10 protein-coding genes are annotated in these 12,361 nt (G+C 27.7%); 3 read left to right on the forward strand and 7 right to left on the reverse strand.

Features of this window, described 5'->3' with window-relative positions; translation table 11 throughout:
* Nucleotides 1-10: 10 nt before the first annotated feature.
* Both proB and NG901_RS13985 read right to left on the reverse strand, forming a co-directional pair.
* Complete coding sequence (gene proB / locus NG901_RS13980) at nucleotides 11-820, reverse strand: glutamate 5-kinase (RefSeq protein ID WP_252215795.1); 810 nt, start codon at nucleotides 818-820, stop codon at nucleotides 11-13.
* A 172-nt stretch (nucleotides 821-992) separates the two neighbouring features.
* Nucleotides 993-2,687, reverse strand: a complete 1,695-nt coding sequence (locus NG901_RS13985; RefSeq protein WP_252215798.1) for a methyl-accepting chemotaxis protein — start codon at nucleotides 2,685-2,687, stop codon at nucleotides 993-995.
* 251 nt (nucleotides 2,688-2,938) lie between these two features.
* Between NG901_RS13985 and NG901_RS13990 the strand changes: the two genes are divergently transcribed.
* Nucleotides 2,939-4,294, forward strand: coding sequence for a YjiH family protein (locus tag NG901_RS13990; protein ID WP_252215801.1), 1,356 nt, complete (start codon nucleotides 2,939-2,941; stop codon nucleotides 4,292-4,294).
* A gap of 89 nt (nucleotides 4,295-4,383) precedes the next feature.
* On the opposite strand, the gene NG901_RS13995 is transcribed toward NG901_RS13990, so the two are convergent.
* The 3 genes from NG901_RS13995 to NG901_RS14005 form a co-directional block, all read right to left on the reverse strand.
* Nucleotides 4,384-4,911, reverse strand: a complete 528-nt coding sequence (locus NG901_RS13995; protein ID WP_252215803.1) for a DUF4829 domain-containing protein — start codon at nucleotides 4,909-4,911, stop codon at nucleotides 4,384-4,386.
* A 294-nt stretch (nucleotides 4,912-5,205) separates the two neighbouring features.
* Nucleotides 5,206-6,906, reverse strand: coding sequence for an ABC-ATPase domain-containing protein (locus NG901_RS14000; protein WP_252215806.1), 1,701 nt, complete (start codon nucleotides 6,904-6,906; stop codon nucleotides 5,206-5,208).
* Nucleotides 6,907-7,488, reverse strand: coding sequence for a DUF1836 domain-containing protein (locus tag NG901_RS14005; RefSeq protein WP_205449058.1), 582 nt, complete (start codon nucleotides 7,486-7,488; stop codon nucleotides 6,907-6,909).
* Between the two features lie 218 nt (nucleotides 7,489-7,706).
* Here NG901_RS14005 and trhA point away from each other — a divergent pair, with 218 nt between their 5' ends.
* Nucleotides 7,707-8,354: a PAQR family membrane homeostasis protein TrhA gene (gene trhA / locus NG901_RS14010; protein ID WP_252215821.1), complete on the forward strand. Its 648-nt coding sequence runs from the start codon at nucleotides 7,707-7,709 to the stop codon at nucleotides 8,352-8,354.
* Between the two features lie 87 nt (nucleotides 8,355-8,441).
* Here the strand turns inward: trhA and NG901_RS14015 are convergent, their stop codons facing one another.
* Nucleotides 8,442-9,755: a sodium-dependent transporter gene (locus tag NG901_RS14015; protein WP_252215824.1), complete on the reverse strand. Its 1,314-nt coding sequence runs from the start codon at nucleotides 9,753-9,755 to the stop codon at nucleotides 8,442-8,444.
* A gap of 489 nt (nucleotides 9,756-10,244) precedes the next feature.
* Between NG901_RS14015 and NG901_RS14020 the strand changes: the two genes are divergently transcribed.
* Complete coding sequence (locus tag NG901_RS14020) at nucleotides 10,245-11,840, forward strand: ABC-F family ATP-binding cassette domain-containing protein (RefSeq protein WP_252215827.1); 1,596 nt, start codon at nucleotides 10,245-10,247, stop codon at nucleotides 11,838-11,840.
* Between the two features lie 141 nt (nucleotides 11,841-11,981).
* Here the strand turns inward: NG901_RS14020 and NG901_RS14025 are convergent, their stop codons facing one another.
* Nucleotides 11,982-12,332, reverse strand: coding sequence for a winged helix-turn-helix transcriptional regulator (locus NG901_RS14025; RefSeq protein ID WP_252215831.1), 351 nt, complete (start codon nucleotides 12,330-12,332; stop codon nucleotides 11,982-11,984).
* Nucleotides 12,333-12,361: the final 29 nt, after the last annotated feature.

Below are 12,361 nucleotides of genomic sequence, written 5' to 3' on the forward strand. Positions count from 1 at the left end.
TTTACACTATCTATTTTTTACCTAAAAATAAAGTTCCCACATCTTCACCATCTAAAACATTTAATATTACGCTTGGATCACTTCCATTAGCTAAAATCATATCTACACTTGAAGATACTGCTTTTTTAGCTGCTGCAAGTTTTGTTACCATTCCGCCAGTTCCTAAATTTGAACCAGCACCTCCAGCGCAACTTTCTAGTTCTGGTGTTATCTCTTCTACAACTTTTAATAACTTTGCATCATTATTGCTTCTAGGATCTGAATCATAAAATCCATCTATATCAGATAATATTATTAATAAATCAGCTTTTACTAGTGTTGCAACTATAGCTGATAAGTTATCATTGTCCCCAAATCTAACAATATTCTCTATCTCATCTATTGAAACTGTGTCATTTTCATTAACTATTGGAATTATTTTATTTTCCATTAATGTTTCAAATGTGTTACATACATTTTCTCTAATATGATCATCTTCTACTACATCTCTTGTAAGTAAAACTTGACCAACAACATGACTATATTCACCAAAGAATTTACTATATATATGCATAAGTTCACATTGTCCTACTGATGCAACTGCTTGTTTTTCTCTTATACCTTCGGGCTTTTCTTTTAACTTTAATTTGCTTACACCAACACCTATAGCGCCTGATGTTACTAAAACAACCTCTTTTCCTGAGTTAACAATATCAGATAAAACTCTAGTTAATTTTTCAATTCTTCTTAAGTTGATATTACCATTATCATAGGTTAATGTTGAAGTTCCTACCTTTACAACTATTCTATTTGCATTAATTAAATTTTTACGAAAGCCCATATTTTTTCTCTCCTTAAAGTTAAATTCTTATGATATTTATATTACTATACCTTATTTCTCTTATCAAGGTAACTAAAAAAGCTATACCCTAATTTTTATTAAGATATAGCCTATATATTTTACTCAACCCACTTTGCTTATGCATATATCAATACTTTGCTAAAATATAATTCTAGTTCTTTAGTCTAAATTTTGATATTTCTTGTTCTAAAATTTCTGCTTGCGATGCTAATTCCTCTGTTGCTGCTGCTGTCTCTTCTGCTGTTGCTGAATTAGTTTGAATAACTTCTGATATTTTATCTACCTTAACTGACATATCTCCCAAAGCTTCTGATTGATCTTCAGATGCTTTGGCTATTTGTTTTACTAATTCAGCTGTAGTATCTACATCTTTTACTATTTCTCCTAATGCATTTAAAGTTTCCTTCGCTAATACATTACTATTTTTTACAAACTTCATAGAGTTTTGTATTATTTCATTTGTATGCTTAACTTCTTTTGATGATTGTTCTGCTAATGATTTTACTTCTTCGGCAACTACTGCAAATCCTCTTCCTGATTCCCCAGCTCTTGCTGCCTCTATGGCAGCATTTAGTGCCAATAAATTGGTTTGTGAAGCAATTTCCTCTATAGTGCTAGTTATTATTTCAATTTCGTTTGACATTTTACTAACTTTTTCCATAGATAGCATCAATTCTTCCATTTTTTTATTTCCATCTAAAACCATTCTTTTAGTATTTTCAAAAACTTCATCAGCTTTTTTAGTACTCTCAGTATTTTTATTTATCTTAATTAAAACTTCATTAAATTTAGAAAATAAATCTTCTACTGCGTTTGCCTGTTCCACTGCACCATCAGACAAACTTTGAGTAGTTGAAGCTATTTCTTCTGAACTACTTGCTACTAAATCAGATGCTTGATGTATATTTTTAAATATACTGTTAAATGAATTTATAATATTATCTAAAGAATCTTTTATAGGCTTAAAATTTCCTTTATACTCTATCAATGTGTTAACATCTAAATTTTCATGGGCTATATTCTCTATAACTCTTGAAATATCATTCACATAACCACTTAAATTTTTTATAGTTTCATTTAAATCTCTACTCATTTCGCCCATTTCATCCTCAGATACATAACTATTATCTATGCTTAAATTTCCTTCCGATAAGTCTTGAGATACTTTTTTCACATGATTAATTCCTTCAAGTAAACTAGATTGAATTACTCTACTTATTAATACAATTGAACTTATCATTAATATTAGTATTATAACTGCTAATATAAATATTAAATTTCTGGTTTTTTTAGCTTCTTCTACAAATGTTAAAGCATTGTTGTTAGTAGTTTCTCCAATATCTATTAGATTTTCCCTTGCTCTATCTATCCCTTCATTATATTTTCCATTAATTAAATCATAAGCTTCTAAATCCTTATTCTCTAAAAGTAATGAAAAAATCTGTTCTCGTTCATCTTTAACTTCATCTATATTATTTTCAAATTTACCAATTAAATTATGATCGTCTATATATATTTTTCTAAGATTATTTATATCTTCTTCTAAAAGCTTCACTTGATCATCTACACTAGAAATATTGTTCTTTATTTTATCTTCGTTATTTTCAATTAAAGCTTGGTACATATCTCTTTGCATTTTCAGGAATTCAGTTTTCATATTCCAAGTTATTTCAACAGCCTTAAATGGTTCATTATATAATTTGTTAACTTTTTCAGATATAAATTGTAAGCTTATTAATGACATAATCATAAAAATTAATGTAAATACTAATATTATAGAAAAGCTTTTTCTTACTTTTTTTCTTATGGAAAGATTCTTAAATTTTTCCTTAATTCTTTTGTACATATAAATTTCCTCCTTGGATATTTAATCCTAATCTAAAGAAAATATAAATAATTAAATTCTTTTATATATTATATGTAAGTATGTGCATTAAACTGCAAATTTTTACATAGCTTTAGTTGAAATTTTTATGTAAAAAATATAATATTTCAAAATAAAAATTAAACTTTTATTTTAAATTAGCACTATCTTTTTTGCTTTTTCTATATTAAAATAATAACTGTTGTATATTTATAAAGAAAAAGGGGATAAATATGAATAAAAATACAGATGTAAATATAAATTTAAATATTTCCTCATTATTGAAGTTTATAATTCCTTCACTTATAGGAATTGTATTATTTATGACTCCAATAATGCTAGGTGGACAATTCACAATTCCAGTAGCATTTTTATCAAATTTATTTGTAGATACATTAAAAGGCATTTTACCTTTTATCTCTCTTATATTGATATCAATTTCTGCTATTGGAAGTATATTAATAAAAGTTTTTAAAACTGAAAATAAAATTTTAAATTCATTGTTTAATGTTAGTTATTCTTGGTTAACAGCTAGAATAGTAGGTATGATTTTAGTTATAATGACTTATTTTAAAATAGGACCTGAATTTATATGGTCTGATAGTACTGGTGGAATGATTTTATTTAGTCTTCTTCCATTATTAACTGCCGTATTCTTATTTGCAGGTTTATTCTTACCATTATTACTTAACCACGGTTTATTAGAATTTGTAGGTGCTTTACTTACTAAGGTAATGAGACCTTTATTTAAACTTCCTGGTCGTTCTTCAATAGATTGTATCACTTCTTGGCTAGGTGACGGAACTATTGGAATATTACTAACTAGTAAGCAATATGAAGAAGGCTTTTATACAAAAAAAGAAGCTTCTGTTATAGGAACTTCATTTTCAGCAGTTTCTATAACATTTAGTTTGATGGTTATAACTCAAGTTGGACTTTCACATATGTTTGTTCCATTCTATTTAACAGTTACTTTATCTGGTATCATTGCAGCTATAGTACTTCCAAGAGTGAGACCATTATCTAAGAAGCCTGATACATATATTGATGGAAGACCATTAGAAAAAAATGTGGATCTTATACCTAATGGATATACTCCATTTACATGGGGATTAAAAAATGCTATTGATAAAGCTGAAGATAATTTTAGCTTTCACTCATTTGTTGAAGATGGTCTAAAGAATGTAGTAGATATGTGGCTAGGAGTATTACCAGTAGTTATGTCTATGGGCGGAATTGCTCTTATGATTGCTGAATACACTAACTTCTTTTCAATGCTTGGATTACCTTTTATACCATTACTAAAGTTATTACAAGTTCCTGAAGCTGTTGCTGCTTCTAAAACACTAGTGGTAGGTTTTGCAGACATGTTTATACCATCTGTATTAGCTACAAGTATTCAAAATGAAATGACTAGATTTATAATAGCGTGTACATCAGTAACGCAATTAATTTATATGTCTGAAGTAGGTGGATTACTTTTAGGTTCAAAAATACCAGTTTCATTCAAAGATTTAGTTATAATCTTCCTAGAAAGAACTGTTTTAACATTGCCTATAATAGTACTAATAGCAAACTTATTATTTTAAAAATGTGTTAATAAAAAATTAAGCAATAGAATGATTTATGAACAACATTCTATTGCTATTTTTATTCTATATAAGATCCACTGATTTTCTTATGATTCTCCAATACCATCTATTTTCCATTCACCTAGATTATTTTCTCTAATCAAAGTAAACATCTTCTCATAGTCTCCACTATCTTCTGGCTCTTTACTTTGATCTTTATATTGTACATTATATTTAACAGTATATTTTCTTACATTTTCTCTTTTTATCTCTACTCCACTTGTAAAATAGCTTTTATAAATTCTTGAATCTGTTATTAACTCTAAAGAATCCAATCTGCAACTTTCTAAATTATCTAATCTAAAATTAACATCCTTATATCTTGTTGTATAACAAGTCAATAAATTTTTTAATTGATGTGAATTCTCATATTTAAATGACTCACTTATAACATCTTCTGATGATTTTATAGCCTCAGGCAAATTTATAGCATTTACTGATTCTATAATATTTTCTTCAACTACACATTCATTTTCACTTTTAGTGTCATTAACTTTTTGCTCACTACATCCAACTACCAAAATTGAAGCTATAAATATCAATAATATTAATATCTTATTTTTTAAACCTCTCATCTCTTCCCCCATTAACTTGTTCTAACCCATTTTAAATTTCATTTTTTAATCCCAATCACCTTAGAATATATAAAAATATTTTTCTATGTAGGACTATATTTAAAATATATGTTGATATCTGCAATAGGTAAAGTGGCATTGTAATTGGACTTTGAGAATACTTAATGAGTATTGTCACATTTACTGCTTGTCGCAATTTTATATTGGGAGCAAGCTAAAATGGGACTATACTCATTTTAGTATTCCTAAGTTCAATTACTCAGTCCACTTTACGTATGCAAATATCAACATGCTTTATATTTTCAAACTACGAAATCTATTGAATGTGGCCATTATTTCTTGTCTTCTTGGCATTGACAATCTGCCATTACCACCTTTTATATTACTAATTGATATAATTCCGTTATTTTCTATATAGTTCATTATTTCATTTGTTACTTCTATTAATGTTTTCTTTCCATCTATAACATTATCTTCTGCCCACTTCATTATCTCTCCAATAGTATTAATTTGCTCACTATCCACTATTTGTTCAACTGCTCTTAAATCTATATTTTCTTTATTAATTACTAATCCATCTATTCCTAGAGTCTTTATTTTTACGCCTTTATAACCTTTTTCAATACTTCCTTTTTTAATAACCCTATTTAAATTTATCTTTATATCAAGATTTCTTTCCTTAATTTTAGAAAGTATCTTTCCATTACTTAAACTTTTAGCTTGCTCTGTTACATTTTTTATATTGTAACAATCCATTTGTATTACATTGTCTGCAATATCAAAATAATCTCCAGAGCTTCCTACTACTATAATTGTTGATATCTCTTTTTGATTATACAAATCTCTAGCAACTTCAATAAAAGGTGTTATAGGTTCTTTATCTTTAGAAACCAGCATCTGCATTATATCGTCTCGAATCATAAAATTAGTAGCTGATGTATCTTCATCTATTAAAAATACCTTAGTTCCGCTCTCTATGCCTTCTATTATATTTGCAGCTTGAGATGTACTTCCACTTGCATTTTCACTATAAAATTTAGTTGTATCTTTTTTATTAGGTAAATTATTTATAAATAATGATATATCATCTTTATTTATTACTCTGCCATCTTCTGCTCTAACTTTTAATGCTGTATTGTCTGTTATTACAAATTCTCTTCCGTCACCTTCAATATGATTATAAATACCTAATTCCAATGCATTTAATAGTGTTGATTTTCCATGATAACCTCCACCAACTATAATTGTTATACCTTTTTTAATTCCCATTCCTACAATTTCACCCTTATTAGGTAAATTGAATTTAACCTCTAAATTTTCAGGGGATTTAAATGGTATTCCATCCTTTAAAGGCCTAGTTGATACTCCTGATTCTCTAGGTAATATCGATCCATTTGCAATAAATCCAATTAAATCATTGTTCTTTAATTCATTTCTTATAAACTCTTGATCTTCAACTAATCTCACTTGTTTTATAAGTTTATCTTTATCTATGTTTTTATAAATTAATGATGACTCTACAATTTTAGGTAGGAAATCAAATAAAATCTTTTCTAATTCCTTAGCAAGAACACTTCTACCCCTTGCTGGAAATCCTACTTCTATTCTAGCTTCTATTTTTTTATCACTTATCACAATAGAAGTTCTGTCTAAAATTTCTTGTGTGCATTTACTTATAGAAATTAATCCACTTTTTCCTGACCCAAAAATCTTACTGCTACATGAATATATATTTTTATAAAATGTTCTAGTTAAATAATCTTTAACAGCAATCTTTTTGTAATTGTTATTTACTAATTCTTCTGGGATATTTGAAACTTTTTTATCCATTATTATTCTTACTCTAGAAGGCGTTGCAAATGGATCTCCTTGTACATGATCTATTGCTAATATATAATCATTAAACTCATAACTACCTTCAAGTTGCTTATATGACTTGTATCCTTTTCCATCTATACTTATTAAATCTCTATGCAAATCATTAAAATTTTTCATTTACTTTTCATCTCCCATAAAGTACTCATCAATTAAAGCTTCGCCCATTCTTCTATACATATTACTCATAGATATCATTGATCCAACAAGTAAAAATTTTTCTTCAAAATCACCATTTATATTATTTTCGCTTAAAAGATTCTTTACATTTTCTTCTTTGTCATTCATGTATTCCTTAAATTCATTAACATCTTGAGAATTCATATCTAAGTACGTTTTATAAAGAGATCTCAAATCATATTCTTCATTATTTTCATACTTTTTAACTATATTATCTAATGTAAGCTTTATATCATTTATTGATAATGCACCCTTTAAATCGTATATTAAACTCATTAATATTAAATGTTCTTTTGAATATTTTTTATTCTTTATACTCATTAATAATTTCGCCTTAGCATAATTATTAATCATAGTTTTAGTTAATACTTTATCATCTTCCTTTCTTTTAAGGACTGATAATTTATTTTCAAACAATTGAATAACCTGATCCATATATAAATCTAGCTCAGGTATATCTTCTAAATTTATTTTTTTATCTAAGTTTAAGTTTTCCATTATATTTAATATATCTTTTGTCATTATTCCACTTCCTAATCTAGTTTTTGAAACTACATATTATCTTGTCTATATTTAATATTAATAGTATTACTTATAAAATTCAAGAAAATAGCTAAAAATATGATTTAAATAGCTTAAAATAAGTTTTTATGATCTTTGACTTTTATATAACTATATATAATAATATTAATATATTGTTATATAGTTTTAAAAACTACGTATTGAGTATGGAGGTATTTATGGATAAATATTTAAGAGAACCAGTTAATGGATTAACACATCTTATAGGAGCTGTTTTATCATTAGTAGGATTAGTTTTAATGATAATTAAAGTAAATATGTCACAAGGATCTTTGATAGAATATGTCTCTATCATCCTTTTTGGAATTAGCATGATTTTACTGTATAGTGCTTCAGCAACATATCACTCTGTTATTGCAGATTCAAAAATTATTAAAGCTTTAAAAAAAGTAGATCACTCTATGATTTTTGTACTTATAGCAGGTTCTTATGCACCATTTTGCTTAATTGCATTACAAAATTCTATTGGCAATAAACTTTTCATAGCAGTTGCCGCATCTGCTTTAGTTGGGATAATATTTAAAATTTGTTGGGTTACATGTCCTAAATGGTTAAGCAGCGTTATATATATTACTATTGGTTGGTTTGCTATTTTTGCAATTTACCCATTATCAATAGCGCTTTCACCAATAGGTGTAAGCCTGCTTGTTTTAGGAGGCTTGATGTATACAATTGGTGGGGTAATATATGCCTTAAAGAAAGATAAAATAAAGATAGGCGTTTTTGGATCTCATGAAATATTTCATGTTTTCATAATGCTAGGAACACTATGTCACTTCATTTGTGTTTTTAATTATATAATTTAAAAAGTATTTAGTAAGCAAAAAGCACTCCATTCAACTAAAAATGGTAGTGCTTTTTCATATGATTTTATTTTATTGTTTATTTTTTATTTAACCAATACCACCATATATAACTCCAAGTATTATAACTACTATAGTTATAATTACAAAGACATATTTAGCAAGATATATGAAGTTAATTCCTAACTCTCTGCTAGACCCTTTGTTTATCTCTATAAGTGCCTTTTTAGAATCTCCTACATAGTAAAATACTAAAAATACTATAAGCGCTGCTAGTGGTGATACTATTATTGTGATGAAATTAGTGAAATTATCAAAGCTAGCCATGCTTAAATTTAAAGGTATTGATAATATAAATCCTATTATAGCTATTATAATGGATGCCTTTTTTCTATTAAGCTTTGTTTGTGAAATTAATGCTTCAACTGGACCTTCCAACATATTAATAGATGATGATACAGCTGCAAATATTAAACTTAAGAAGAATACTATCGCTATTAGTCTTCCACCAGGCATAGCCTTAAATATTGTTGGCATTGTTATAAATAATAATGGTGGACCTGCCATTGGATCTAAATTAAATGCAAATACAGATGGCATTATAACAAATGAAGCAAGTAATGCTGCTATTGTATCTAATATTGCTGTACTTAAAGCAGACTTTGGTATATCGAAATCATCTTTTATGTAACTACCATATACAACCATTCCGCAACCATTTAATGATACTGTAAAGAAAGCTTGTCCTAAAGCCATTATCCAAGTATTAGGTTTAAGTAAAAATTCCCACTTAGGATTTAATAAGTATTTAACACCTTCCATTGCTCCTGGGAGTGTAAGTGATCTTATTGATAGTAAAATAAATATTACAAACAATGCTGGCATAATTATTGAATTTATTGTTTCTATACCTTTTGTTACTCCTACATAAACTATAACTAATGTTAAAGCTATAGCTATAAAGTTCCAAACTATTGTTTGACTTGTTCCTGAAAATCCTGTAAAAAAGCTATTAACATCTACTGTAAACAGTTCTCCTGTAATACTCATTGCAAAATATTTCATTATCCATCCTACAACTATGTTGTAAAACATAAATACACCTGCTAATCCTATTACAGGTATTAGCGCTACTAACTTTCCACCTTTTTTATTTTTTTCAGCAAATGTTGTTATAATTCCTGTTGCTGAACCACCTTTAAATTTTCTTCCAAATGCAAATTCTGTTATTAATCCTGTTGAACCTAATAACAATACAAAAATAAAGTATGGAATTAAAAAAGCTGCTCCTCCATTTTGACCTAATCGATATGGAAACATCCATATGTTTCCTAGCCCTACTGCTGCTCCTATACATGAAAGTATAAAACCAGTCCTACTCTTAAAATTTTCTCTTTTAGCCATTCCTACTGTCCCTCCTAAAATAAATAAAAAATCATAAAGACTACTTTGAACTAATCATAAAATTCTTCTTTTTTTATAATTTCCAAAGAATAAAAAAACCACATAGTGTTACTATGTGGTTGCCTACAATACTAATACTCTACATCCACACAGCTTATCCATGTGGTTAAAATTGAGAATAATGAATAACTCTAACCATCACAGATACAAACTTAAATTCATACTTTAAGCTCGCATCTATAATAAAAAATTATTAATACAAGCTCTGTCTATAATAGTTACAGTAATATGCGTTATTTAATTTTAATAATATAAATCTAGTGCATATCATAATAATTACTCTCCATCTTTACAATTTTCTTAATTTTATCATCTAAATTACAAAAATGTCAATAATAAAGATGCTTTTAATTCCTTTAAATATTCTCTTTATGTAGCTTTATGTGGTATAATAACGAAATGAATATTCAATGAAATGAGGGAAATTTATTGATAACTGTATCAAATGTTAGTCTTAGATTTGGTGGACGTAAACTTTTTGAAGACGTAAACCTTAAATTTACAGCAGGAAATTGTTATGGAGTTATTGGAGCAAATGGTGCTGGAAAAAGTACTTTTCTTAAAATACTTTCAGGTGAAGTTGAACCTAATACTGGTGAAGTTATAATTGCTCCAAATACAAGAATGTCAGTATTAACACAAGATCATTACAAATATGATGATTGTCAAGTTTTAGAAACTGTAATAATGGGTAATGAAAGATTATATCAAATCATGAAAGAAAAAGATGAGATATATGCAAAGCCAGATTTTTCTGATGAAGATGGAATTAAAGCATCTGAATTAGAAGGTGAATTTGCTGAACTTAATGGTTGGGAAGCAGAATCTGAAGCTTCTTCATTATTACAAGGTTTAGGAATTGGAACTGAATATCACTTTAAAAACGTGTCAGAATTAACTGGAGGAGAAAAAGTTAAAGTTCTTTTAGCTCAAGCTTTATTCGGTAATCCAGGAATATTAATCCTAGACGAACCTACTAACGGTCTTGACTTAAAGGCTGTAAATTGGTTAGAAGATTTCTTAGGAAACTTTGATGGAACTGTTATAGTTGTATCACATGATAGACATTTCCTAAACTCAGTTTGTACTCAAATGGCTGATGTTGACTTTGGAAAGATTAAGATTTATGTTGGTAACTATGATTTCTGGTATGAATCAAGTCAATTAGCCCTTCAAATGTCTAAAGATCAAAATAAGAAAAAAGAAGAAAAAATTAAAGAATTACAAGACTTCGTTGCAAGATTTAGCGCTAATGCATCTAAATCTAAGCAAGCTACTTCTCGTAAGAAATTATTAGATAAAATCACTTTAGATGATATCCAACCTTCAAGCAGAAAATATCCTTTCGTAGGATTTACACCTGAAAGAGAAGTTGGTAATGACATATTAACAGTTAAAGATTTATCTAAAACTGTAGATGGAGTTAAGCTTTTAGATAACATTAATTTCATGGTAAATAAAGGTGATAAAATTGCTCTTATCGGTAATGAAATTGCTGTAACTACATTATTCAAAATACTAGCTGGAGAAATGGAACCAGATAGTGGAGAATTTAAATGGGGAATAACTATAACTAATTCTTACTTCCCAACTGATAACTCAGAATATTTTGACGGATGTAATCTTTCTTTAGTTGATTGGCTTAGACAATACTCAGAGGAAAAATCTGAAAGCTACATAAGAGGTTTCTTAGGAAGAATGTTATTCTCTGGAGAAGAAGCTCTAAAGGAAGCTAATGTATTATCTGGAGGAGAAAAGGTTAGATGTATGTTATCTAAAATGATGCTTTCAAATGGAAATGTATTAATGTTAGATCAACCTACTAATCACCTTGACCTTGAATCAATTACTGCTGTAAATAATGGTTTACAAAATTATAACAGTAATATAATTTTTGCTTCTCATGACCATCAATTTGTTCAAACTATAGCAAATAGAATTATAGATATTAAAGATGATGGTTCTATTGTTGATAGAGCTATGACATTTGATGAATACTTAGAATTTGCTGCATCAAATAAATAATAAAATTAAAAGGCTATTCCTTAATTGGAATGGCCTTAATTTTTTCTCTTTATTTTCTTCAGTTTACACAAAATTATTTACAGGTGAAACTGAAAAGCTGTTTTTAGATGTTACATAGATAAACCAAGTAATATGAATACTTTAAAGATTTAGTTTATAATAATCATCTCCCCATTTGCACATCATACTAAGAATAGGCATTAAACTCTCACCTACATCAGTTAATGAATATTCAACCTTTGGCGGAACTTGAGGATAAACTTTTCTATTAACTAAATTATCTGCTTCTAGTTCTCTTAGCTGTTGAGTTAGCATTTTTTGAGTTATTTTAGGAAGTGCTTTTTTTAATTCATTAAATCGCTGTATTCCCTTAGTACCTAAATGCCAAATAATAATAGGTTTCCATTTTCCTCCAATTAAGTCTATTGTAATTTCGAAGGTACATCTATAATTCTTATTTTTAAATTCTAAAGTATTGCAATTAGAACTCATAGTTATCATCCTTTCAATAGTATCCTTTT

The sequence above is a fragment of the Clostridium sp. CMCC3677 genome, from assembly GCF_023845585.1.
GTDB classification, from domain to species: Bacteria; Bacillota; Clostridia; order Clostridiales; family Clostridiaceae; genus Clostridium; species Clostridium aquiflavi.